The following is a 23,133-nucleotide window of genomic DNA, read 5'->3' as shown; positions in this document are numbered from 1 at the left end:
TCGCGAGCAAGCTCGCTCCTACGGTTTTGTGGCTAGACAAAGCGGCAGGCGATGCTGCCGAGTTGGTCGTAGTCGGCGTGGAAGGTATCGCCGGGGCTAGCCGCCACCGGGCGAGTGAAGGAACCGCCGAGAATGATCTGCCCAGCTTGCAGGGTGACGTCGTAAGGGGCGAGCTTGTTCGCCAGCCAGGCCACGCCTTTGGCCGGGTGGTTGAGCACCGCGGCGGAGACGCCGGATTCCTCGATCACGCCGTTGCGGTAGAGAATCGCCGGCACCCGGCGCAGGTCGATGTCGTTCGGCCGCACCGGCCGGCCGCCCATCACAACGCCTGCGTTGGCGGCGTTGTCGGAAATGGTGTCGAACACCTTGCGGGTGACCTTGCTGTCCGGGTCGATCTGGTGGATGCGCGCATCGATGATTTCCAGCGCCGGTACCACCCATTCGGTGGCCTCCAGCACGTCGAAGATGCTGCAGTTCGGCCCGCGCAGCGGCTTGCCGAGGATAAACGCCAGCTCCACCTCTACCCGCGGCACGATAAAGCGCTCGAAGGGAATGTCGCTGCCTTCGTCGAACAGCATGTCGTCGAGCAGGGCACCGTAGTCCGGCTCGGTGATATTCGACGACACCTGCATGGCGCGCGAGGTCAGGCCGATCTTGTGGCCGACCAGCTTGCGCCCGCCCTTGAGTTTCAGATCGACCCAGGCGCGCTGAATGGCGTAGGCGTCTTCGATGCTGATGTTGGGGAAATCCAGGGAAAACTGGCGCACCTGTTCGCGCGTGCGCTCGGCGGCGTCGAGGCGGGCGGCGGCCTGTTGAATGATGGAGGCGTCGAGCATGGCAGGATTACCTTAAGGAGTTTTGTTGAATAGGGGATGCAGGCTGCTGTGCTTGGCATCGAAGACCTGGCCCGGGCTTTCGTCGATCTGCAGGGTGACGCCCACCGGGCGCTGGGCGAGCAGACCGTCGAGGTGCCCGCGCAACACCTGCATCAGGTTGTCGCCCACCTGTTTGTGCACCACTTGGCTGCGTCCCATACCCATGCGCAGGTTGGCGTAGAGAAAGCCGTAGTCGCCCTTGCCATCGGCCACTGCGGCATGGGCTGCCGGGTAGGCCAGCACACGGGTTCCGCCGGTGGGGAACACCGCTTTACCGGCCTCGTCGCGTTGTTCAAGCATGCAGTCGGCCAGGGCGCGGCACAGGCTGCCGACGTCGACGTCACGCTCGACGTCGGGGGTATAGAGCAGAACCAGGTGGGGCATGGCGAGCGCTCCTACAGGCGGCTGGCGGCAACGACGCCGGCCGGATTGGAGGCCTGCGCGGCAGGAATGGCGGAGCCGTCCTGCGGGGTGACCGGGAAGATGGCGTTGATCTGGCCGGTGCCGGAGGAACCGAAGTAAGGGCTTACCACCTCGGCCTTGGCGTCGTACTTCGACCAACCTAGCGCCCCCAGCAGCATGGCGGTGTCGTGCATAAAGCCTTCGCCGTGGCCCTTGACCGCGTACTCGGGGAGCATGGCGCAGAAGGCTTCCCACTCGCCGTCCTGCCACATCTGCACCACGCGGTGATCGAGGGTTTCCAGAAACGGGCTCCAGACCTTGGTGGCGAAATCCGGGGCCTGGCCGTTCTGGGCGAAACGGTGCGACAGCGAACCGCTGGCGAAGAACGCCACGGTGCCGTCGTAGTGTTCTTCCACTGCCTTGCGCATGGCCCAGCCGAGGCGCGCGCTGTCGTTGAGGTAGTGCGAGGTGCACAGCGCCGAGACCGACACCACCTTGAAGTGCTGGTCCTGGTTCATATAGCGCATGGGCACCAGGGTGCCGTACTCCGGACCCAGAGTCGTGGCGTCATGGGCCATGGTCTCGACGCCGAAGCGGTTGCACCCGGCAGCGAGAATCTTGCCCAGCTCCGGGTTACCGGGGAACTCGTACTCCATGTTGCTGATGAAGTGCGGCAGTTCGTTGCTGGTGTACAGCCCCTTGAAGTGCGGGCCGCAGAGTACGTGGTAGTTGGCGTTGACCAGCCAGTGGGTATCGAACACCACGATGGTGTCCACGCCCAGTTCACGGCAGCGCTTGCTGATCTCGATATGGCCGTCGATCGCCGCCTGGCGAAAGCCCTGACGCGGGCCGGGCAGCTCGGACAGATACATCGAGGGTACGTGGGTGATCTTGGCAGCTAGAGCGACTTTGCCCATGGCGGTTCTCCTGTTGGCCTCGCGTGAGGCTTTTGTAGTTAGGACGTTTGCACGACCGGCACAGGGGAAGGGGATGCGTGCCCCCTTCCTTTATCAATAGCGTATCGGTTGGTGCGCCGCCTATCACAGACCCCAGCGCGGGATGTGGTGGCTGCCCATGGAAATGCACACGTTCTTGATCTCGGCGAACACCTCGAAGCTGTATTCGCCCCCTTCGCGGCCGGTGCCGGAGCCTTTCACTCCGCCGAATGGTTGACGCAGGTCACGCACGTTCTGGCTGTTGATAAACACCATGCCGGCTTCGATGCCGCGGGCCAGGCGGTGGGCCTTGCCGATGTCCTGGGTCCAGATATAGGAGGCCAGGCCGTACTCGGTGTCGTTGGCCAGGCGCAGGGCTTCGGCTTCGTCCTTGAACTTGATCAGGCACACCACCGGGCCGAAGATTTCTTCCTGGGCGATGCGCATGCGGTTGTCCACGTCGGCGAACACCGTGGGCTGGATAAATTGCCCCTTGGCCAGGTGCGCTGGAAGATTGGCCGGGCGCTCCAGACCGCCGGCGAGCAGGTTGGCGCCTTCCTCGATGCCGATCTTGATATAGCCGGTGACCTTGTCGTAGTGGGCCTGGGTGATCATCGAGCCGACCTGGGTCTTCGGGTCCTGCGGGTCGCCGACAATCAAGCGTTTGGCGCGGGCGGCGAACTCGGCGACAAACTGGTCGTACACCGTCTCCTGAATAAAGATCCGCGAGCCTGCGGTGCAGCGCTCGCCGTTCAGCGAGAAGATGGTGAACAGCGCCGCATCCAGAGCGCGGTCGAGATCGGCGTCGTCGAAGATCAGCACCGGGCTCTTGCCGCCCAGTTCCATCGAGTACTTCTTCAGGCCGGCGGTCTGCATGATCTTCTTGCCGGTAGCGGTGCCGCCGGTGAAGGAGATCGCGCGGACATCCGGGTGGCGCACCAGGGCATCGCCGGCGGTGGCACCGTAGCCTTGCACCACGTTAAGCACGCCCGCAGGAATGCCGGCTTCCATGGCCAGGCGGCCCAGTTCGTTGGCGGTCAGTGGCGACAGCTCGCTCATCTTCAGCACCGCAGTGTTGCCCAGGGCCAGGCAGGGCGCGGTCTTCCAGGTGGCGGTCATAAACGGCACGTTCCACGGCGATACCAGGCCACACACGCCCACCGGCTGGTACAGGGTGTAGTTGAGCATCTGGTCATCGACCGGGTAGCTGTGGCCGTCCATGCGCGTGCAGACTTCGGCGAAGAAGTCGAAGTTGTGTGACGCGCGCGGGATCAGCACGTTCTTGGTCTGGTGGATCGGTAGGCCGGTGTCCAAGGTCTCCAGTTCGGCCAGGTGCGGCACGTTCTGCTCGATCAGCTCACCGAGCTTGCGCATCAGCTTGGCGCGCTCCTTGGCCGGGGTATTGGCCCACTTGGGGAAGGCTTCCTTGGCCGCGGCGACGGCCAGGTTGATTTCCTCCGCGCCGCCGCTGGCGACTTCACCGATGGCCTCGCCGGTGGCGGGGTTGTAGTTGGTGAAGCTGTCTTTGCTTTCGACTTGTTGGCCGTTGATCCAGTGCTTGATCATGCTGTTTGCCTCTTTCTTGTTTTGCTTAGCCGCGCGCGGCGAAGAATTCGGATTCGCTGACGATGCGGTTGACCAGGCGGCCAACGCCTTCCACTTCCACCACCACTTCATCGCCGGGCACCACGTCGGCCAGGCCTTCCGGCGTGCCGGTGGCGATCATGTCGCCGGGCTGCAGGGTCATGAAGCTGGAGAAGTATTCGATCAGGTAGGGGATGTCGAAGATCATGTCCTTGGTACTGCCATCCTGTTTCAGCTCGCCGTTGATCCAGGTGCGCAAACGCAGTTTTGACGGATCGGGTACATCGGCGGCGTCGACGATCCAGGGGCCGACCGGGGTGGTGGCGTCGCGGTTCTTCACCCGCAGGTTGGGCCGGTAGTAGTTTTCCAGGTAGTCGCGGATGGCGTAGTCGTTGCACACGGTGTAACCGGCCAGATACTGCAGGGCGTCCTCGCGCTTGACGTTGCGCGCCGGCTTGCCGATCACCGCCACCAGCTCGCACTCGTAGTGCATATAGGCGACGTTATCCGGCCGCCAGGTCACCTGGTTATGGCCGGTGTAGGTGCCCGGCGACTTGATAAATGCCAGCGGCTCGGTGGGCGGGCTAAAGGCCAGTTCGGCGGCGTGGTCGGCGTAGTTCAGGCCCAGGGCGAACATGCTGCCGGTGGCCGGTGGCAGCCACTCGATCTGCTCTTCGGCCAGCAGGCGGCCATCGGCCAGGCGCACGGCATTGTTGTCTTCGACGGTGACGGTGTGGATGTCACCCTGGAAACGGATACGGGCGTGTTTCATCAGAGCGCTCCTTCAGCGACCACGTGGTTGGTGAGGCGGCCGAGACCGTCGATTTCCACTGCGACAAGGTCGCCGGGTTGCACATCGACGCGACCTTCCGGAGTGCCGGTAATCAGCACGTCACCTTTGTGCAGGGTCATAAACTCGCTCAGTTCGGCGATCAGCTGCGGGATGTTGCGCACCCAGTTGGCGGTGCTGTTCTGCTGGCGCAGTTCGCCGTTGACCAACAGGCGGATGCCCAGAGCGTTCGGGTTGGTGATCTGGCTGGCGGGCACCAATTCCGGGCCGATGGGGCAGAAGCCGTCGCGGCACTTGGCCTTGACCGCCGGGCGGTAGTAGCTGTCTTCGGGCAGGCTGAATTCGTTGACGATCATGTAGCCGGCCACGTGATTCATGGCCTCGGCCTCGCTGACCCGGCTGGCGTCCTTGCCGATCACCACGCCCAGCGCCGGGCCCGGCTGCAGGCGCTCGACGCCGGCCGGGAACACCACCGGCTGGTCGTGGCCGTTGCGGGTGTTGGAGGTCTTGATAAACAGCACGGGTTTGACCGGCGGCTTCTGGTAGGGCGGCTGCTGGAATTCTTCCAGGCGGCTGCGCAGAAGGCCCTGGTAGTTCAGCGCGATGCCGAACAGGGTGCCGGCGGCGGCCTTATCGAGAGCACTGCTCATCGGTTGTTCTCCCATTGCAATAAAGTCGGTGCGGCGCGTAAGTGTGCGCGACATTTGGTTAACATATTAATCATGTATTTAACATGTTAACGATATTGAAGTACAGCCTCAATTTTCATCAGCCTTCAGCCCTTGTTCGCTATTGCGCGGAGGGATACTCGGCAGCTATCTGGTCACCATAATGACGGCTGCCGCTGAGGGTTGAATGGCTTTTACAGCCATTGAATTGCACTTTTCATGGTGCATGTCATGGCTGGCGCGGCCCTCAGTAGGTGATGCACACCGACTTCAGCTCGGTGAAACCTTCGATGGCGCTGCGGCCGAATTCGCGGCCCATGCCCGACTGTTTGAAGCCGCCGAACGGCAGGTTGGGGTCGACCGGCACATGGTTGTTGACCCACACGGTGCCGGCTTCGATACGCGGCAGCAGGTCCATGACCTTGCCCAGGTCGTTGCTCCAGACGCTGGCGGCCAGGCCGTAGCGGCTGTCGTTGACCAGGGCCAGGCCCTGCTCCAGATCGTCGTAGGGCAGCACGCTGAGTACCGGGCCGAAAATTTCCTCCTGCACCGCATTACTGCACTGATCCAGACCGCTGAGCACCGTGGGGTTGACGAAGTAACCGGGACTGTCCGGGGCGTCGCCGCCGGTAGCGATGCATGCGCCGTCGCGGCGGGCGGCGGCGAGCATGGCGAGGACGTGGTTCTGGTGTTTGCGCGTTGCCAGCGGGTTGACCTGGGCGGTGGGGTCCATGCCCGGGCCGACACTCATGGCGCGGGCCTGGGCGCTCAACGCCTCGACGAACTGGGCATGGCGGCTGGCCGGCACGTACAGGCGCGAGGCCGCGGCGCAGACCTGGCCCTGGTTGAGCAGGCCGCCAGCGATGGCACCGGCCACGGCCTTGTCGATATCGGCATCCTCAAGTACCAGCATCGGGTTCTTGCCGCCCAGTTCGAGGGTGAAGCGAGTCATGTTGTGCAGGGCGGCGATGCCGATCTGCTTGCCCACGGCGGTGGAGCCGGTGAAGGACACCTTGTTTACCAGCGGATGCGCCACCAGCGCGGCACCGGCCTGGGCCCCGCGGCCGATCAGCACGTTGAACACGCCGGCGGGGATGCCGGCTTGAATGGCCAGTTCGGCCAGGCGCAGGGCGGTCAGCGGGGTGTCGTCGGCCGGTTTGATGATCACGGTACAGCCGCAGGCCAGCGCCGGGATGACCTTCCACAGGGCGATCATCATCGGGAAGTTCCACGGCACGATGCCCGCCACCACACCCGCCGGCTCGCGCCGGGTGTAGGCGTTGAAGCGCGCGTTTGCCGGCATCGGGATGGATACATCGAGGGTCTGGCCCTCGATCTTGGTGGCCCAGCCGGCCATATAGCGCATGTAGTTGACCGAGGCTCCCACCTCGATGGCGCGCGCGAGATGGATCGACTTGCCCTGGTTAAGGGTTTCCAGCTGCGCCAGTTCCTCGCCATGGGCCTCCACCAGGTCGGCGAAGCGCAGCAGGGTGCGTTCGCGTTCGGCCGGTGCCAGGCGGCTCCAGACACCGGACCGGAAGGCGCGGTGAGCGGATTCGACGATGCGGTCGACCTGGCCGGCATCGGCCAATTGCACATTGGCCAGCACCTGGTCGTCGGCCGGGTTGCGCAAGGCCAGGGTTTCGCTGGCGCTGTCGAGCTGGCAGGTGCCGTCGATAAAAGAGCCGTGCGGGCGCTGGAGGAAGTCTTCGACGGACTTGAGGGTTTCGATCAATGCGGCGGCCATAAACCAAGGCTCCTGTGGGGTAGGCATGGACAGGAATCTAGCTTAGGCCGGGTGCTGTGAGTGGGCTTGACTCTGCCTGCACAACGGTATGTCCCTGGCTGCCAGGGCGATCCATCCGATTGACCGCAGGTGGGCGCTTGTGCAGGCTGAAAGTGATACCGTTAACCTATTCACAACCGTCTGAAGCCGAATCTCACCATGCCTGTTACCCGACCGTCCCTGACCCTGACCCTGCTCCAGGCCCGCGAGGCCGCGATGAGCTTCTTCCGTCCGCTGCTCAACCAGCATGGCCTGACCGAGCAGCAGTGGCGGGTGATCCGCATCCTGCGCCAGCATGGCGAAATGGAGAGCTACCGCCTGGCCGAGCTGGCCTGCATCCTCAAACCGAGCATGACCGGCGTGCTCAGCCGGCTGGAGCGCGATGGCCTGGTCAGCCGCAGCAAGCCGCCGCATGACCAGCGCCGGGTGTATATCGATCTGACCGCGCTGGGCCAGGAGTGCTTTGTGTCGATGAGTGCTGACATGGAGAGCAACTATCAGCGGATCCAGGAACAGTTCGGCGAGGAGAAGCTGCAGCAATTGCTGGGGCTGCTCAACGAGCTCAAGCAGATCAAACCCTGAGCCTGGCGGGCGCGGCCACTGCGCCGCGCCACCACGATCTCGCGACGAGGGTAAGGCCCATGCGCGACCCGCAACCCATCCCCAATATCAATATCGGCCAGGTCTACGACCAGCGTTACGCCGATGCCGACGTGCACTACGAGGCCCTTGGCAAGCTGGCGGACTTTTTCGGCCGCAATATGCCGGTGCATCGCCACGACCGTTTTTTTCAGGTGCATTACGTCAAGAGCGGCGTGGTGCGCGTGTACCTGGATGATCAGCGTTATCAGCAGGAAGGACCGATGTTCTTCCTTACCCCGCCGACCTTTCCCCATGCCTTCGTCACCGATGCCGACAGCGATGGCCATGTGCTGACGGTGCGCCAGGAGCTGATCTGGCCGCTGCTGGAAGGGCAGCAGGGCCTAGCCCTGGGACCGCAGATCGCCCCGCTGTGCGTGGCGGTCGGCGAACTGGACGCGCAGTACGATGCCGAGGTGGCGCGCCTCAATCTGCTGTTCGACGAGCTGCGCAGCGAGTTCGCGGACGATAGGCCGGGGCGGGCGCTGAGCCTGGCGGCGCTGACCCGGTTGATCTTTATCAGCCTGCTGCGCCTGTCGACGCGCTCAATCCAGTCGCAGCCGGCGCGCCGTGAGGATCTGCAGATATTCCAGCGCTTCAATGCCCTGATCGAGGCCAACTACCAGGCGCACTGGGCGCTGCAGCGCTATGCCGAGCAACTGGGGGTGACCGAGGCGCGGCTCAACGACATCTGCCGGCGCATCGCCGACCTGCCGTCCAAACGCCTGGTGTTCGACCGCCTGATGCAAGAGGCCAAGCGCCTGCTGCTGTTCACCGGCAGCTCGGTCAACGAAATCTGCTACCAGCTAGGCTTTACCGACCCGGCCTACTTCAGCCGCTTCTTCACCCGCAATGCCGGCATGACGCCGGGTGAGTACCGGGTTACCAAAGGGGTAGCGGATTAGCTGTGCCGGCGTTGCAGCTCGGGCTGTGGGTTTTATAGCGCTAACGCGAGGGATAACAGGAGGGATGACGCTTTTCTCATCCTTCAGGCAAAAGCACGGAAGGGATTAGGGTATGGGAAGGCATCGAGTCTGGTGCGGACAGCAGCACGGGACGAACTGGAACATCTGTTCTCAGGTACCGCGGTGTTAGGCCCCGGGTGCTAGCGGGTTTGAGAGGGGGAAGCGGGCAATAGCCGACTTTTGTGAGAGGCAGCTGTCGGCCCAGGCTGTGTAAAAACGTTTTTGAGCACACTGGGCACCCCCCAACTGCGCAGAAAATCGCGCTTCTATGCGAAATCTTGGTCTGCTGACCTAGCGACAAATTTTAGATTTCACGCAGATGCACGTACTTCGATTTGAGCTGAGCGTTTTTACACACTCTGGGCCAGTAGCTGCCTGTCATCACCGTTCGCTTGCGCCGCCCAAAATCAGGATGCAGGGACAGCCGATGGGTCACATTCGCTTCAACGCCCGAGCTTGTTCCGATCGAGCCCGGAGTCATTCAGCGGCCCGCTTTGCCGGAACGCTCCGGTCACAGCACCTACTGCTGCTTCCCACACGCCCGGCCGCTGAAGCACAGGCATTTCTTTGGCCAGCACATTGCTGAGCCGGCCCTGGTTTTGATCGATCGACCGGATAACACGGTCGGCCTGATGATCAGGGAGCTCGACCACCTCTTTGAGCGCACTCCTCGCCAAGGCATGGCTGCGCAGATACTGTGACTCCTCACGCATCTGCTCGCTGATGGTGCGGGCGATGATGTGCGACATAAACACCAAGTGCGGCCCAAGGTCTGGATAGCGCCAGATCGGCCGGGCCTTCTCGACACCGCGGAACTCAAGGTTCGAAACCACCCCGTCAGGATAGGTGGTCCGGCTGGGCAGGAAGCTGACCAGCTCCCGCACTCCCTGCATGAGCGGAACTGACACCTGATCAAGCACCCTGTCATAGGCGTGGCGCTCGACAGCATTGTCAGTAATGACCGCCGACACAGGCAGAATCACATGGTCTGGAATGACGCCGTCGCGGCGAAGGATGTCGTTAATCAGGAACCGGTGGATCCGGCCATTGCCGTCAGCCAGCGGGTGGATGTAGACGAAGCCAAAGGCCGCAATCGCGCTTCTCATCACCGCGGATTGTCCTTGCGTCCTCTCTAGAAATACGGCCAGGCCCTGAAGCATGGAGTGGAGGTCCTCAACTCCGGGCCCCACATAGTGCACGATCTCCTCGAAGTGGACGGTTTCGCCAATGAACACCGGCGACTGTCGAATTCCGAAGCCAGTCAGGGACGTGATTTCGCCCAAAATCTCCTGCTGTAGCTCGGCTAGCGCCTCATGTGAAATGGGCACCTCACCCTGCCCGGTTCGGCGGGCCATGACATCTGCGAAGCGCTGAATACGTGTGCTCCGGTCAGCCTCACCCTCAATAGCAAAGCTGGCCTTGCTCTCGCGCAGAGTCATCCAGACTGCAGCCCGTAACAGCAGGTCTTCACCGAACTCTGCGGCAAGCTCCCCGTACATCTGATGCACATCCAGTTGCGCTGCCTTTAGCACGGCCTCGGTCTTCACTACCATGGGGGTGAAATGGCGTGTGCCTGGGAGGTTGTCCTTCACGCGCCACCGCGAGACGTTGACAACCTTCTGAGGTGAGGCGGCAAACACCTTCGAATCATCCACCGCATCCACATAGTTTCCCCCCAGTCTCGGAGGAACCTGCAGCAGGTCACCTGTCAGCCACTCGTACAGAAAGGCAGCGCGGCGGGCATACTGCCCTGTCGGCTCTGCCATGACCCACTCTTGAACAACGACCGGTCCTGTCACGGCGAACAGTCTGGCGAGAAATTCCAGATGAGGTACCTCATGCCGCAAATGGAACTGGAGGTGGGCTGCTGCAGTGCTGGCCGGGCGCATGGCCTCCGTATAGGTTTCGAGCCGAAACCCATCTTGCGCTTCCGTAGTGCGTCGCCCGCCAACCTGGCTCATCACCGGTAGCCGCCCCATCGGTTTGAACCAATATTCATGGGCCAACCAGGCAGCACCTATTGGATCACTAGGGAATACATACATGCGCGAAGCTCCTAAAGCGGATCCCTGGCCTGCTCAAAAACGTAGGATAGGAAGCTAATTTGCATCAAATCGATTATCGGCGCAGAAAAACGCTTACAAAATCGCAGATTTGCTCAAATTTGATTATGGCCTTGCCGGCGCAAATGCATCAACTGCAGGCCTCACCGGAACAGCCTCTCCCCAGGTTGGCCTCTCTATTGATCTATACCGGATCCGGTGGACACGTAGTTAAGAGCTACTACTCATACTTCTCCGCTCAAAATCCATCGGGCTGAGATACCGGGCCTGTTGCATGTGGGGTGCATTGCCCTGCCGACGACAGCATGCGAATAGATCTCCGCCAGATAATGCGATGCATGAAGGTGCCTGTCACTTGGCTCGCGAATGGCTGCTTTTGGCCCAGGCTGTGTAAAAACGGTTTTGAGCACACTGGGTGCCCCCAACTGCGTAGAAAATCGCGCTTCTATGCGAAATCTTGGTCTGCTGACCTAGCGATAAATTTTAGATTTCACGCAGGCGCGCGCACTTCGATTTGAGCTGAGCGTTTTTACACACTCTGGGCCGAAAGTCGCCCCTATCGCGGTCAATTCTGCTAACAACCTATACACACAAACCACCACCGCCAGCACTCACATGCCCAGGGTCATCGTGTCTGCCTGGGCCTTCTGGAGCAGTCAGAGGGACATCTGCCCAAGTGACTAAGCCGGGCACGCCGGCCATGTGGATGATGTTCACCTAGCGGCACAGCAGCCTGGCATCGAAGCGATTTTCAGGGTTGGCACGGCACTAGTTGCGCCGGCGCTGCAGTTCGACCCAGATGCAGTACAACAGCAACGCGCCTCCCGCTGCGGCCATCACCGGCGGTGCGCCGAGGTAGCCGGCCAGCAGCCCGGCGAGCAATCCGCCTAGGGCGTCGAAGCCAAAGCGGGTTGAGGTGTACAGCGACACCACACGCCCGCGCAGGGCCTCGGGTGCGTTGCTCTGCAGGACGATATTGGTGCCCACATTGCTAACGGTGATGCCGAAGCCGATCACCGCCATGGCCGCCAGCGACAGCGCCAGCAGGTCGCTCCAGGCGAATACCAGCAGGGCCAGGGCGGTGGCGCAGCTGGCAGCGAGGATCAGCCGGGGCAGGCTGTCCACCGCCAGGCGCGAGGCGAGAAACACCGTCGATAGCAGCGAGCCCAACCCGGCCGCGCCCCACAGCCAGCCCAGGGTGGTCGCGCCGCCGGCGAAGATATCCTTGGCGAACACCGGCAGCAGCACCACATAGCTGGAGGCGCTGACGTTGATCGCCAACACGCCGAGCATCATGGCGCGCACCTGGCGGTTACCCAGGGCATAGCGCAGCCCCTCACCCAGCACATTGCGATAGGAGCCGCCCGCCCGGGCAGTGGGCGTTATGCGAATCAGCAGCAGGCCGATCACCAAGGCCAGGTAGGAGGCACCGTTAAGGGCAAAACATAGCGCCTCGCTGAACACCCCGAGCAGCAGCCCGGCCAGGGGCGGGCCGATAAAACGCGAGCTGGTGAACAGCATGGCGTTCAGAGCCAGGGCATTGGGCAGGTCGGCACGGTCGTCGACGAACTGGCTCAGCAGCGACTGGCGTAACGGCGTGTCGAGGGCGTTAAGCACGCCCATCAGCGTGGCCATGGCCACCAGCAGCGTCGGCGTGACCCAGCCGCCGGCGGTGAGCAGCGCCAACGCCAGGGCCTGCACCCCGAGCAGGCTTTCCACCAAGATCAGCAGGCGACGCTTGTCGTGGCGGTCGATCCAGGCACCGGCGAACGGGCCGACCAGCAACTGCGGCAGCAGCGCCATGCAGGTGGTCAGGCCGAGCAGCGCCACCGAGCCGGTCAGCCGGTAGACCAGCCAGGCCAGAGCCACCTGCTGGATCCAGGTGCCCAAGGTGGAGACGGCATGGCCGATAAAATACAGGCGGAAGTTGCGATGACGCAGAGCGCGCAAGGCGCTGGGCAGGTGGCTCATGGCGATCTGGGGGGAGGGTGGTTAGGGGGCGTTATGGTAAGGCCAAACGGGGTTTCGTTAATAGATTAACGTTATGACACCACATCTTGCCCGCCAAGCCATGAAAAGTGCAATTTAGTGTCTGGAAGGTGCATTTTTAGCCAGCCAACCTCTCAGCATAATGAACCTGCATACAGGGATATATAGCGCTACGGGTGCTGGATTCCGAGGCCGCAAGCCTGGTCCGGCGTATAGCCGGCACGACTGACGACGCGACCACCTTCTAACAATAAGCAGGGCTCCTACCAGATGAAAAAGCCAAACCCGCTTCTCGAAGACCTGAAAGCCATATTGCCGGCGATTGCCGCCAATGCCGCCCAGGCCGAAAAAGACCGCAAGGTGCCGGACGAGAATATTGCCCTGCTCAAGAGTATCGGCATGCACCGTGCCTTCCAGCCCAAGCCCTATGGCGGCATGGAAATCTCCCTGCCGCAGTTCGCCGATTGCGTGGTTGCCCTGGCGGGTGCCTGTGCCAGCACCGCCTGGGCCTTCAGCCTGCTGTGCACCCATAGCCATCAACTGGCGATGTTCTCCAAGCAGTTGCAGGATGAGGTCTGGGGCGATGACCCGGACGCCACCGCCAGCAGCAGCATCGCGCCGTTTGGCAAGGTCGAGGAAACCGAAGGCGGCGTTATCTTCAATGGCGAGATGGGCTGGAGCAGCGGTAGCGATCATGCCGAGTGGGCCATCGTCGGTTGTCGCCGGCTGGATGCCGAGGGCAACCAGAACTACTGCTTCGCCGTGCTGCCGCGCAGCGACTACGAAATCCGCGACGACTGGTTCGCCGCGGGGATGAAGGGCAGCGGCACCAAGACCCTAATCATCAAGGATGTCTTCGTGCCCAACCACCGCATCCAGCAGGCCAAGGACATGATGGAAGGCCGCTCCGCCGGCTTCGGTTTGTACCCAGACAGCAAGATTTTCTACACGCCTTACCGGCCTTACTTCGCCAGTGGTTTTGCGGCCATCGGCCTGGGTATCGCCGAGCGTATGCTCGAGGCCTATCGGGAGAAGACCAAGAACCGCGTGCGCGCCTACACCGGGGTCAACGTCGGTACTGCCACGCCGGCGCTGATGCGCCTGGCCGAGTCGACCCACCAGGTCGCAGCCGCACGTGCCTTCCTCGAGAAGACCTGGCAGGAGCACGCCGAGCACAGCGAGCAGCACCAGTATCCGAGCCGCGAGACCCTGGCGTTCTGGCGCACCAATCAGGCCTACGCGGTGAAGATGTGCATCCAGGCGGTCGATCGCCTGTTCGAGGCCGCCGGCGGCACCAGTTGGTTCGAGAGCAACGAGATGCAGCGGCTGTTCCGCGACTCGCATATGACTGCTGCCCATGCCTACACCGACTACGACGTCTGCGCGCAAATCCTTGGCCGTGAGCTGATGGGCCTGGAGCCGGACCCGAGCATGGTCTGACCCAGCCAGCCTTGCATGGGGCCGTTCGCGGCCCCGACAGCCGAATAACAGCGCTGCCGCGAACCTCGACGGCAGCCAGGGAGAATCCCATGACAAGTACCACAGCTGCTCTTGACCCGCGTGCCTTTCGCCGCGCCCTGGGCAATTTTGCCACTGGCGTGACCATCGTCACCGCGGCCACTGCCGACGGGCAAAAGGTCGGCGTTACCGCCAACAGTTTCAACTCGGTGTCGCTGGATCCGCCGCTGGTGCTCTGGAGCATCGACAAGCGCTCCGGCAGCTACGAGGTATTCGAGCGCGCCGAGCATTTTGCGGTGAACATCCTCTCCGCCGACCAGATTGACCTGTCCAACCAGTTCGCCCGGCCGAGTGACGACAAATTTGCCGGCGTAACCCATGAGCTGGGCGAGGGCGGCTCGCCACTGTTTCCCGACTGCGCGGCGCGCTTCCAGTGCGAGAAGCATCAACAGATCGACGGTGGCGATCATTGGATCCTGGTCGGCAAGGTGCTGGCCTTCGACGACTTCGGCCGCTCGCCGCTGCTCTATCACCAGGGGGCTTACTCCATGGTGCTGCCGCACACGCGCATGACCGAGAAGGCCGAGGGTCAGCCGGCCAGTAGTGCCTTTCAGGGGCGACTGAGCCACAACCTTTACTACCTGATGACCCAGGCGGTGCGCAGCTACCAGAGCAATTACCAGCCCCGGCAACTGTCCACCGGCCTGCGCACCAGCGAGGCGCGCATGCTGATGGTGCTGGAAAACGATGCTGGCCTGAGCCTGTGCGACCTGCTGCGTGAAGTGGCAATGCCGGCGCGTGAGATCGAACAGGCGGTGGATATCCTCAAGCGCAAGGGCCTGGTGGCCGATGCCGGCGATCGTTATATGCTCACCCCGGCCGGGGTCGACCAGGCCGAAGCACTCTGGCGTATTGCCGGCGAGCAGCAGGACAAGGTGTTCGGTGCCTTCAGCGAAGAGCAGATTGACACCTTCAAGGCCATGCTCAAGGCGGTGATCGCCATCGGCTAAAGGCGTTGTTTGCGCCCCAGCTAGAGCAACGGGCTCCCGGTCACAGACCAGGAGCCCGTTGTCGCTTGTGCACCCCTGTGGGAGGGGCTTTAGCCGCGAACTAGCGCTCAAATGGTGCAGCGCTGGCGTCGCTGTCTACCAGGGCAGCACCTGGCCCTGATGGTCGAGAAAACGACAACCCGGCTGGCCAACCTCGGCCTCTATCACCTCGATCAGCCCGCTGACACTGTCCTCGACGCTAAGCGGTGCGCCGGGGCCCCCGAGTTCGGTACGCACCCAGCCGGGGTGCAGTGCCAGCAGTGTCACCTGTGACATGCCCGGCACCTGGCTCCAGCTGCGCAGCAGGCTGTTCAGCGCCGCCTTGCTGGCACCGTACAGTGGCATGTCTTGGGCCCGGGCCAATTCGACACTGGCCATCTGTGAGCTGATAAAGGCCAGTACGCCGTCTTCGCGGATGCTCGGCAGCAGTGTCTGCGCCAGGCGTACGGGGGCGATGACGTTGCTCAGAAATAGCTGGGCAATCTCCTCGTGGCTGACCTGGCATGGATCCTGATGGGCAGGCCCGTAGATACCGGCATTGAATAGTGCCCGATCCAGGCGGGTGCCTTGCAGGGCTTCGTCGATGCGGGCGGTGGCCTGATCGTCGTCAAGGTCGCAGAGAATCAGGTGCAATGTGGCGGCGTGGCCTTGGCTCAAGGCAAGCAGCTCGTCGCTGGGCTCACGGCGTATCACGGCATAAACCCTGGCACCGCGCGCCAGGTAGGCCCGGGTCAGACCCAGGCCCAGGCCGCGGGAGGCACCGGTGATCAGGACGTTCTGCATGGCTGCTATACCCTTAGTGAAGAAGCAATTGGAGCAAATCCTATCGTCTTATTGGCCTGCCAGCAGCCCCGCTGACACGCCGGGACAAGGGCGCGGCAGCCTGGGACAAGAATTCTCCTGGATGCAGTAGCACAGTGATACACGACACGGCGCGAAACCGCCGTCGCATCCATGGGCACCTTTGGGCCGGCAATGGCCCGAGCGGGAGAATAAAGAAAATGACTGATACCAACGCCCCAGGCCTTACCTCAGTAACAAAAACGTCGGGGAGGGCTACCTCTATGCAGCACAAGAAACTGGGCTTTATCACCATGATGGCCATCTGTGTCGGTCTGGTGATTGTTCAAGGCTCGATGATCACCGCCACTCAAGGCATCGGTATTGGCGGTATGGGTTTTATCGCTGCGATGTTTGTCGCCTTTATCCTGGCGCAGTTCAACGCCATGAGCTTTGCTGAGCTGTCGCTGATGTTCCCCCAGGAGGGTACGTTGGCGACCTACACCCAAAAGGCCATCGGCCATTTCCCTGCGATCGTCGCGGTGTTCGCCGGTTACGTGGTGGTGGCCATGTTGGCGCTACCGGTGGAAATGTTCCTGGTCGATATCATCATCGGCGAGCTATTGCCTGGGATGTTCCCTCCATTGGTGTTGCCGCTGCTGATCCTCGGCTTCTTCGTCGTGACCAACATTCTCGGTGCCGACGTGTTCGCCAAAGTGCAGAACCTGCTGGCCTTCATTCTTGTGACGGCGTTGATCCTGATCGGTCTCTGTGCGGTTACCGGCGCGGTTGAGCCCCATGCCGAGCTGGCCGGTACGGCGGTGAGCTGGGGCTTTGAGCCGGTGCTCGACGGTAGCTTTATCGGCTTGGTGGCCATGGCCATGTGGCTGATGATCGGCGTGGAGTTTATCTGCCCGATGATCAACGAGGTCGAAAATCCGCAGCGCAATATCCCGCGGGCGATGATGCTGTCGCTGTGTGTCATGCTCGGGATCTTCCTGTTGTTCGTCTACGGCGTGACTCATTATTTAGATGTCGAGACCCTCACCACTTCGCCGCTACCTTACCTGGACTACGCCAATGCGGTGTTCGGCAAGGCCGGCTTGATCATCGCCGCGGTGATGGCGGTGACCGCCACCTGCAGTACGGTCAACACCGTGTTGGCGGCCGTACCGCGCATGCTCCAAGGCATGGCGGAGAATGGTCAGGCCTTCCCGCAGATGAAAATCGTCAGCAAGCGTTTTGGCACCCCCTGGGTCGGTATCCTGTTTATGGCAGCGATCATCATTATTCCGCTGCTGGCGATGGACATCGATTCGTTGATCCCGCTGGTGATCGCCGCCTCGACCAGCTGGCTGCTGGCCTATGTGGTCGCGCATATTGATGTGCTGGTGCTGCGTCGTCGCCTGCCGAACCAGGCGCGCCCGTTCAAAACACCCTTCTACCCGCTGCCGCAGATTCTTGGCATCGCTGCCATGCTCTATGTGGCGCTGAACAACTCGCCATCGCCGGAAATGACCGTCATGGTCTACAAAATCACCGGCGGCATCCTGCTGCTGGTCAGCGTGATCGCCGTGCTCTGGGTCAAGCTCTATATGAAGCGCAAGCTCTTCGAGCCTGATCTGGGTTGATCTGGGCCAGCTGCATCGAAAAACGCCTCTTTTGAGGCGTTTTTTATTGGGCGGCAGTGCGGAACAAGGCTCCCGGCACGCTCAGGCAAGACGTTACCGCTGCTGGGCGTTAACTATGGGGCATAACAATACCAAGGAACCCTGATGATGAGAGGCTTGCTATGCGCCGTGCTCATGTTTTGCGCTACCAGCAGCTATGCCCAGACGCTGCGCGTGTACAACTGGAAGGATTACATCGATCCGGCGGTGCTCGCCGGCTTTGAGCGCGATAGTGGCATCAGGGTCGATTACCAGACCTATACCACCGCCCAGGAGCTGGACGAGGCATTGCAAGCGGGTAGCGCTTTCGATCTGGTGGTGCCCTCGCATTTTCAGCTGCAACGCCTGATCGGCGAGGGACGTTTGCAGGCGCTGGATCTTAGCAAACTGCGCCATTACGGCAATCTGGACCCCAAGCTGGTGGCGTCGCTCGCAGGCTTTTCCGGCGCGGGGCGTTATATGGTGCCTTATCTGTGGAGCACGGTGGGTCTGGTGGTCGAGCGCGAGGCCGTGGAGCGGGCCCTGGGTGAGGCCGCGCCACCGAGCTGGAGCCTGCTCTTCGATGCGCAGTACGCCCAACGCCTACAAGCATGCGGGATGGGCTGGCTGGACGCTCCGGAAGAGACCTTCTCACTGTGGATGAACCTGCAGGGCAAGCGCTTGTTCGAGGCATCACCCAGGCGTTTGGCCGATAGCGGCGCGCAATTGGCCAGTCAGGCGGCCGCTTTGCACGCGCTGAATAACGAGGCCTATATCGAGGACCTGGCCAGCGGCCGCCTGTGTGTGGCCATGGCCTGGAGTGGGCATGCCCTGTTGGCGGCGTCGCGGCGCAGCACCCTGGAGTTTCTGGTGCCGGAGGAGGGGGCGTTGATGACGATCGACAGCTGGGCCATTCCCCGTGATGCCCAGCAGCCCGAACTGGCCTATCGCTTTATCGACTACATGCTGCAGCCGAACAACGCCCGCCTGAACACCCTGGCGACCCGTTTTTATGCGCCGCTGCGCAGCGATTTGCCGGAGATGCGCGAGCTGGCGCAGCGCGCCCCCGCACTCGTGCCTCCGGCGAGCGAGCGCCGCCGGTTGTATTTCCTCGAGCCGCTCAAGGCGGAGCAGAAGCGGGTGATTGATCAGCAGTGGCAGGCGGTAAAACAGCAACAGCGTTTGCGTCAGCCTTTATCAACCGAACTGGAGTAGCCGCTTATGTTTTTCCGCGACAAAGGGCGTGATCTTGCCGAGGAGCTGTGCCAGCAGATCGCCAATCTGAACGCCGGTCGCGGGGTCGTGCTGCCTGGCAGCCCCTTGCTGGCGGGTTACCCGCAGCTCGCCGCTGGGCTCGAGCAATTGGCCGGGCTTATGCGCCAGGCCCAGGATGAAACGACAGGGCTGCGTGAGCAGGTGCAGCGGCTGAGCGAGGAGCGCGATCAGGCCTTGGCCCGGGAGCAGCAGCTGCGTGACGAGATGCTGCACCAACAGATGACCCTGGCCGCTGTTCAGGCTCAGCTGCACGAGCAGCAGCAAGCGCTGAGCAGTTGCGAGCTGGAGGCGCGAATCTGGGAGGTTGCCCAGTCCACCCTGACCGAAGGCTACTGGGATATCAGCGTGGCCAATGGCAAGGTCGACGACCCGGGCAGCACGATGCGTATCTCCAATCAGTTTCGGGTGCTGATGGGCTATCGAACTGACGAGTTGCCCGATGGCTTGGACAGTCAGGTCGGCATCACTCATCCAGAGGATCTCAACGGCATCATCAACCTGTATGAAAGACAGATCGTCGACCCGGCGGGCAGCGGCGAGTGCGTGGTCGAATACCGTATGCGCCACAAGACCCGTGGTTATATCTGGTGCCGGGAGCGTGGCCGCGCAGTGCGTGATGAGCAGGGTCGGCTCTACCGGGTGATCGGTGCGGTGCGCGACATCTCCGATGAGCGCAATGCCCAGGCGGCCCATGAGCAGATGCTGCAGCACAATCAGCAGACCTATGGGCAGATCGCCCAGGTGGTCAGTGTGATCAAGGGCATAGCCGAACAGACCAACCTGCTGGCGTTGAATGCGGCCATCGAAGCGGCCCGCGCGGGTGAAGTGGGGCGCGGCTTTTCCGTGGTCGCCGATGAGGTGAAGAAGCTGGCGCAGAGCACACGCCAGGCGACTCAGGATATCCAGTCCATGCTTGGCGATGCCCAGGCGCGGACACAGCAGCTCACCGCTAGGCCGAACTGATGCCCGGGCGTTGCGCCAGTAGCGTGCTGCGGCTGGCCAGTAGGGCGTGGGCCAGGGTCTGCAGTGTCACGGTCAGCCAGCGGTCGCGACTGTCCTCTGCCAGGTGCAGGAGAAACTCAGCGGTCGCCTGGGGCTGGCGCTCGAAGTCAGCCAGTCTGGCGATGGCTTCCTGGTAGATGGCGCGGTGGCCGGGTTGCTGGCCCAGGTGGTGCAGGTCGATGATCGACTGGCCCAGGTTGAGCAGTGATAGCAGGCCGGCTGGCGGTGTCCTGGTTGCGTGCGTGTCGGTACCCATATGGGCCAGCAGGCGCAGAATCCTGCGGCCCGCCAGGGCCAGCCAGCGCTCCCGGCTGCGGGCATTGTTGTCGCGTAGCAGGGTTCGAATATCTCCCAGGATGGCCTGAGTGGTCAGGCGCAGCGCGCGTTGCACGGTGCGCGGAAAGAGTAGAAAACCGCAACCGACCAGCCCCGCTCCGAGCAGCAGCGCCACCGAGCTGCCGATGATTGCTTCGCTGCTGGCCGCCGGCATGCCGGCCTGGCTGGCCAGCATAAAGCACATATTGGCGTCGATTGCTGCCACGGCAAAACGGCGGCTGGCGCGCAGGATGCCGCCCACCAGCAGGAATGGCAGCAGGGTCAGGATCAGCTCCAGCATGCCGTCGACATGGGGTTGTACGGCGAAGCGGTAGAGCGTGGCACCTATCACGCCGGCCAGCACGCCCAGCAGCATGTGCGGGACATGCTGCTGCGGTTGGGCCATGGAGCCCAGCAACATCGAAAAGATGCACACACCGAGTATCGCCAGCTCCGTCGCCTGGCTTGGGTAGGCCTGGGCCAGAAAGGCGCAGGCCAGTGCCGCGCCGCCGGTGGTGGTGGCGGTGCGCAAGGCCAGCCGCCAGTCGCGATCCGCCACCAGTGGGAGCGCTGCGGTTGCCTCGGCAGGCAGAGGTGATGCAACCGGAGCCAGCTGGGCGGCGGCCTGGCACAGTTGCTCCAGAGCTTGCTCCAGGCGGGCCAGACGTCTGGGCGGCAGGTTCTCGGGTGGTGCGGGGAGGATGCTGTCGGCAGGCTCATCGCTACGCAGCCGCTCGGCAACCTGTTGCAAACGGCTGGCCAGCGCTGCTGCGGCCTGGGCTTCGGGGCGCAGGTGGCTGCCCATGGCCTGGCCGGCCGCCATGATATTGAGTGAGGCCAGCAGCAGTTGATCGATATGGCGCAGGTTGCGGTAACCGCGCAGCGAGCCGGCAGAGATGGGCCGTGCTGCGCCGTCTATGTCGCTAAGCGCCTTGAGGATGCGCAGTTCGGTGGCCGGGTCGGTGTTACCGGTCAGGCTCTGCGCGGCAAAGTCGACGGCATCCGCCGCCAGGGCTCGGGCCCGGCGATAGAAATCCCCGCGACGGGTCTTGGGGGTGAACAGCCACAGCACCAGGGTCACCGCCAGCACCCCGATCAGCGTGCATTCGACCCGCGCCAAGGCCAGTGTCCAGCTGTCCTGCGGGCTCAGGGCCGAGGGGATGACCACCACCGCAGCGGTCATCCCTGCCATCAGCCAGGCATAGGCCGAGGTGCCGCGCAGCAGATGGGTCATGCCCGTGCACAGGGCGATCAGCGCGGCGAGCAGCGTCAGCTGCAGCAGCGATGAGCCCTGCGTGAGGACGACGAAGCCGGCCAGTGCGCCGAGCAAGGTGCCGAGCAGGCGATAGAGCGCGCGCTCCAGCAGCAAGCCGCGGGAGGGCTGCGCCACCACCCAGATGGGCATGGCAGCCCAATAGGCATTCTGCACGTGGAGCAGGGCGGCGATGCTGAATGCCAGCCAGGCCGCCAGCGCCAGGCGGGCAGCCTGGGCTGCGCCGGCCTCATCGAGACCGAGCCAGCGGGCAAAGGCGGTCAGTTGGCTGCCCTGAGTCTGCTTTGGGTGCTCGATGATCAGTCCTCCAGCTGAATGCGGTAGTGGCGCTTCTTGCCCAGGCTGAGCAGCCAGCCGTCGTTGTCGGCAGGCAACGCCAGGTCGGCATCGACGACCGTTTCGCCATCCAGACGCAGGCCGCCACCAGCGGCCAAACGCCGAGTGGCACCGCGCGAGGGCTGCAGGTCATGCTGCTGCAGCAGTTCGGTCAAGGAGTAGCCGGCGGCGAGCCGGGACCTAGGCACACTGAGGGTGGTCAAGCCCTGCAACTCGTCGCCTGCGGCGAACAACCCTTGGGCGGTGGCCTCGGCAAGATGTGCGGCCTCTTCGCCATGTACCAGGGTCGTGACGGCGGTGGCCAGGCGCACCTTGGCGGCGTTCAGTTGCACGCCCTCGGCCTGGGCCAGGTTGGCAATTTCAGCCAGCGGCAACTCCGTGAACAGCGCCAGAAAGCGGCCGACGTCACGGTCGTCGCAGTTGCGCCAGAACTGCCAGAAGTCGAACGGCGAGAGGCGCTGCGGGTTGAGCCAGATCGCGCCCTGGGCGGACTTGCCCATCTTGCGCCCGTCGCTGGTGGTCAGCAGTGGCATGGTCAGGCCGAACAGTTGCCGGCCATCCTGACGCCTGGCCAGTTCGACGCCATTGATGATGTTGGCCCACTGGTCCGCGCCACCGAGCTGCACGCTGCAGCCATGACGTTTGGCCAGTTCGGTGAAGTCATGGGCCTGCAGCAGGGTGTAGCCGAACTCCTGGAACGACAGCGAATGCTCGCGATCCAGGCGCTGGCGCACGGCGTCGAACGTCAGCAGGCGATTGATGGAAAAGTGCCGGCCGACCTGATTGAGAAACTGCAGGTAACCCATGCCGTCGAGCCAGTCGGCGTTGTCCACCACCAGGCCGTCAGTGCCAGACGGGCCCAGATGCACGAAGCGCGCGAAGGTCTCGCAGATGCCGGCGATGTTGTGCTGGATCTGCGCTTCGCTGAGCATCGGCCGGCTCTCGTCGCGAAAGCTCGGGTCACCGATGCGCGTGGTCGCGCCGCCGATCAGCAGGATCGGGCGATGGCCAAAGCGCTGCAGCCAGCGCATCACCATCAGGCCCTGCAAGTGGCCGACATGCAGGCTGTCGGCGGTGGCATCGAAGCCCAGGTAAATGGTCGCGCAGCCTTGCTGCAAATGCTCGCGCAAGCCCTCGAGATCGGTGCTCTGGTGGATAAAGCCGCGTTCCTGGAGGAATTGGATGGGGTCTTGTGGGGTGTTCATGGGTATCTCCTGGTTGGTGGTGCCCGAGGAGACAGAAATCCCATGGATCCGATCCGCCTCAGGCGGATCGGTATGCACACGGCTACCGCCCGCTG

18 protein-coding genes and 2 pseudogenes are annotated in these 23,133 nt (G+C 62.9%); 8 read left to right on the top strand and 12 right to left on the bottom strand.

Annotation, left to right across the window (positions count from 1 at the left end; all coding sequences use genetic code 11):
* Positions 1–32: 32 nt before the first annotated feature.
* The 7 genes from hpaH to VMP31_RS22290 all read right to left on the bottom strand — a co-directional run bounded on the left by hpaH (position 33) and on the right by VMP31_RS22290 (position 7,001).
* Positions 33–836, bottom strand: coding sequence for a 2-oxo-hept-4-ene-1,7-dioate hydratase (gene hpaH / locus VMP31_RS22320; protein WP_325509892.1), 804 nt, complete (start codon positions 834–836; stop codon positions 33–35).
* A gap of 12 nt (positions 837–848) precedes the next feature.
* Complete coding sequence (locus VMP31_RS22315; RefSeq protein ID WP_325509891.1) at positions 849–1,259, bottom strand: 5-carboxymethyl-2-hydroxymuconate isomerase; 411 nt, start codon at positions 1,257–1,259, stop codon at positions 849–851.
* 11 nt (positions 1,260–1,270) lie between these two features.
* Positions 1,271–2,194, bottom strand: a complete 924-nt coding sequence (gene hpaD / locus VMP31_RS22310; RefSeq protein ID WP_325509890.1) for a 3,4-dihydroxyphenylacetate 2,3-dioxygenase — start codon at positions 2,192–2,194, stop codon at positions 1,271–1,273.
* A 123-nt stretch (positions 2,195–2,317) separates the two neighbouring features.
* Positions 2,318–3,778, bottom strand: coding sequence for a 5-carboxymethyl-2-hydroxymuconate semialdehyde dehydrogenase (hpaE, locus tag VMP31_RS22305; RefSeq protein ID WP_325509889.1), 1,461 nt, complete (start codon positions 3,776–3,778; stop codon positions 2,318–2,320).
* A gap of 25 nt (positions 3,779–3,803) precedes the next feature.
* The gene (locus VMP31_RS22300; RefSeq protein ID WP_325509888.1) at positions 3,804–4,568 is read right to left on the bottom strand and encodes a fumarylacetoacetate hydrolase family protein; all 765 of its coding nucleotides are present in this window, start codon (positions 4,566–4,568) and stop codon (positions 3,804–3,806) included.
* Positions 4,568–5,236, bottom strand: a complete 669-nt coding sequence (locus VMP31_RS22295; RefSeq protein WP_325509887.1) for a fumarylacetoacetate hydrolase family protein — start codon at positions 5,234–5,236, stop codon at positions 4,568–4,570. Before VMP31_RS22295 ends, VMP31_RS22300 begins: the two co-directional genes overlap by 1 nt.
* 265 nt (positions 5,237–5,501) lie before the next feature.
* Positions 5,502–7,001 carry an aldehyde dehydrogenase family protein gene (locus VMP31_RS22290; RefSeq protein WP_325509886.1) on the bottom strand — a complete coding sequence of 500 codons (1,500 nt, stop codon included), beginning with the start codon at positions 6,999–7,001 and terminating at the stop codon, positions 5,502–5,504.
* Positions 7,002–7,199: 198 nt separating this feature from the next.
* Here VMP31_RS22290 and hpaR point away from each other — a divergent pair, with 198 nt between their 5' ends.
* Together hpaR and hpaA are read left to right on the top strand one after the other, a co-directional pair.
* Entirely contained in the window at positions 7,200–7,622 is a 423-nt protein-coding gene (gene hpaR, locus VMP31_RS22285) for a homoprotocatechuate degradation operon regulator HpaR (RefSeq protein ID WP_325509885.1), read from the top strand.
* Between the two features lie 59 nt (positions 7,623–7,681).
* Complete coding sequence (gene hpaA / locus VMP31_RS22280) at positions 7,682–8,584, top strand: 4-hydroxyphenylacetate catabolism regulatory protein HpaA (protein WP_325509884.1); 903 nt, start codon at positions 7,682–7,684, stop codon at positions 8,582–8,584.
* Positions 8,585–9,087: 503 nt separating this feature from the next.
* On the opposite strand, the gene VMP31_RS22275 is transcribed toward hpaA, so the two are convergent.
* Positions 9,088–10,650: a Fic family protein gene (locus VMP31_RS22275; RefSeq protein ID WP_325509883.1), complete on the bottom strand. Its 1,563-nt coding sequence runs from the start codon at positions 10,648–10,650 to the stop codon at positions 9,088–9,090.
* An 825-nt stretch (positions 10,651–11,475) separates the two neighbouring features.
* Positions 11,476–12,678 carry an MFS transporter gene (locus tag VMP31_RS22270; RefSeq protein ID WP_325509882.1) on the bottom strand — a complete coding sequence of 401 codons (1,203 nt, stop codon included), beginning with the start codon at positions 12,676–12,678 and terminating at the stop codon, positions 11,476–11,478.
* Positions 12,679–12,966: 288 nt separating this feature from the next.
* Between VMP31_RS22270 and VMP31_RS22265 the strand changes: the two genes are divergently transcribed.
* Both VMP31_RS22265 and VMP31_RS22260 read left to right on the top strand, forming a co-directional pair.
* Positions 12,967–14,136: a p-hydroxyphenylacetate 3-hydroxylase oxygenase component gene (locus tag VMP31_RS22265; RefSeq protein ID WP_325509881.1), complete on the top strand. Its 1,170-nt coding sequence runs from the start codon at positions 12,967–12,969 to the stop codon at positions 14,134–14,136.
* A gap of 89 nt (positions 14,137–14,225) precedes the next feature.
* Positions 14,226–15,164: a p-hydroxyphenylacetate 3-hydroxylase reductase component gene (locus VMP31_RS22260; RefSeq protein WP_325509880.1), complete on the top strand. Its 939-nt coding sequence runs from the start codon at positions 14,226–14,228 to the stop codon at positions 15,162–15,164.
* A gap of 135 nt (positions 15,165–15,299) precedes the next feature.
* Here VMP31_RS22260 and VMP31_RS22255 read toward each other — a convergent pair whose 3' ends face one another.
* On the bottom strand, positions 15,300–15,986 hold the full coding sequence (locus VMP31_RS22255; protein ID WP_325509879.1) for an SDR family oxidoreductase: 687 nt from the start codon (positions 15,984–15,986) through the stop codon (positions 15,300–15,302).
* A gap of 281 nt (positions 15,987–16,267) precedes the next feature.
* Here VMP31_RS22255 and VMP31_RS22250 point away from each other — a divergent pair, with 281 nt between their 5' ends.
* From VMP31_RS22250 to VMP31_RS23505, 4 genes and pseudogenes are all read left to right on the top strand, one after another.
* The gene (locus VMP31_RS22250) at positions 16,268–17,614 is read left to right on the top strand and encodes an APC family permease (RefSeq protein WP_325509878.1); all 1,347 of its coding nucleotides are present in this window, start codon (positions 16,268–16,270) and stop codon (positions 17,612–17,614) included.
* A gap of 144 nt (positions 17,615–17,758) precedes the next feature.
* Entirely contained in the window at positions 17,759–18,847 is a 1,089-nt protein-coding gene (locus VMP31_RS22245; protein ID WP_325509877.1) for an extracellular solute-binding protein, read from the top strand.
* A 6-nt stretch (positions 18,848–18,853) separates the two neighbouring features.
* Positions 18,854–19,585: pseudogene (locus VMP31_RS22240) on the top strand (PAS domain-containing protein); the annotation flags it as partial.
* 54 nt (positions 19,586–19,639) lie between these two features.
* Positions 19,640–19,790: pseudogene (locus tag VMP31_RS23505) on the top strand (methyl-accepting chemotaxis protein); the annotation flags it as partial.
* Positions 19,791–19,856: 66 nt separating this feature from the next.
* Here the strand turns inward: VMP31_RS23505 and VMP31_RS22235 are convergent.
* Together VMP31_RS22235 and tyrS are read right to left on the bottom strand one after the other, a co-directional pair.
* Positions 19,857–21,701: an FUSC family protein gene (locus VMP31_RS22235; protein ID WP_325509905.1), complete on the bottom strand. Its 1,845-nt coding sequence runs from the start codon at positions 21,699–21,701 to the stop codon at positions 19,857–19,859.
* A gap of 95 nt (positions 21,702–21,796) precedes the next feature.
* Positions 21,797–23,038 (bottom strand): tyrosine--tRNA ligase, encoded by a 1,242-nt coding sequence (gene tyrS / locus VMP31_RS22230; protein ID WP_325509875.1) that lies wholly within the window; start codon positions 23,036–23,038, stop codon positions 21,797–21,799.
* Positions 23,039–23,133: the final 95 nt, after the last annotated feature.

Origin of the sequence: Pseudomonas sp., from assembly GCF_035512415.1 — a bacterium.
Classification (GTDB): domain Bacteria; phylum Pseudomonadota; class Gammaproteobacteria; order Pseudomonadales; family Pseudomonadaceae; genus Aquipseudomonas.
Note: the sequence above shows the minus strand (reverse complement) of the source record. Positions and strands in the feature narration are given on the sequence as shown.

Excerpts from the sequence above, each read along its gene's own strand:
- hpaH (WP_325509892.1), bottom strand. The coding sequence starts at position 836 with ATGCTCGACGCCTCCATCATTCAACAGGCCGCCGCCCGCCTCGACGCC.
- VMP31_RS22315 (WP_325509891.1), bottom strand. The coding sequence starts at position 1,259 with ATGCCCCACCTGGTTCTGCTCTATACCCCCGACGTCGAGCGTGACGTC.
- hpaD (WP_325509890.1), bottom strand. The coding sequence starts at position 2,194 with ATGGGCAAAGTCGCTCTAGCTGCCAAGATCACCCACGTACCCTCGATG.
- hpaE (WP_325509889.1), bottom strand. The coding sequence starts at position 3,778 with ATGATCAAGCACTGGATCAACGGCCAACAAGTCGAAAGCAAAGACAGC.
- VMP31_RS22300 (WP_325509888.1), bottom strand. The coding sequence starts at position 4,568 with ATGAAACACGCCCGTATCCGTTTCCAGGGTGACATCCACACCGTCACC.
- VMP31_RS22295 (WP_325509887.1), bottom strand. The coding sequence starts at position 5,236 with ATGAGCAGTGCTCTCGATAAGGCCGCCGCCGGCACCCTGTTCGGCATC.
- VMP31_RS22290 (WP_325509886.1), bottom strand. The coding sequence starts at position 7,001 with ATGGCCGCCGCATTGATCGAAACCCTCAAGTCCGTCGAAGACTTCCTC.
- hpaR (WP_325509885.1), top strand. The coding sequence starts at position 7,200 with ATGCCTGTTACCCGACCGTCCCTGACCCTGACCCTGCTCCAGGCCCGC.
- hpaA (WP_325509884.1), top strand. The coding sequence starts at position 7,682 with ATGCGCGACCCGCAACCCATCCCCAATATCAATATCGGCCAGGTCTAC.
- VMP31_RS22270 (WP_325509882.1), bottom strand. The coding sequence starts at position 12,678 with ATGAGCCACCTGCCCAGCGCCTTGCGCGCTCTGCGTCATCGCAACTTC.
- VMP31_RS22265 (WP_325509881.1), top strand. The coding sequence starts at position 12,967 with ATGAAAAAGCCAAACCCGCTTCTCGAAGACCTGAAAGCCATATTGCCG.
- VMP31_RS22260 (WP_325509880.1), top strand. The coding sequence starts at position 14,226 with ATGACAAGTACCACAGCTGCTCTTGACCCGCGTGCCTTTCGCCGCGCC.
- VMP31_RS22255 (WP_325509879.1), bottom strand. The coding sequence starts at position 15,986 with ATGCAGAACGTCCTGATCACCGGTGCCTCCCGCGGCCTGGGCCTGGGT.
- VMP31_RS22250 (WP_325509878.1), top strand. The coding sequence starts at position 16,268 with ATGCAGCACAAGAAACTGGGCTTTATCACCATGATGGCCATCTGTGTC.
- VMP31_RS22245 (WP_325509877.1), top strand. The coding sequence starts at position 17,759 with ATGATGAGAGGCTTGCTATGCGCCGTGCTCATGTTTTGCGCTACCAGC.
- tyrS (WP_325509875.1), bottom strand. The coding sequence starts at position 23,038 with ATGAACACCCCACAAGACCCCATCCAATTCCTCCAGGAACGCGGCTTT.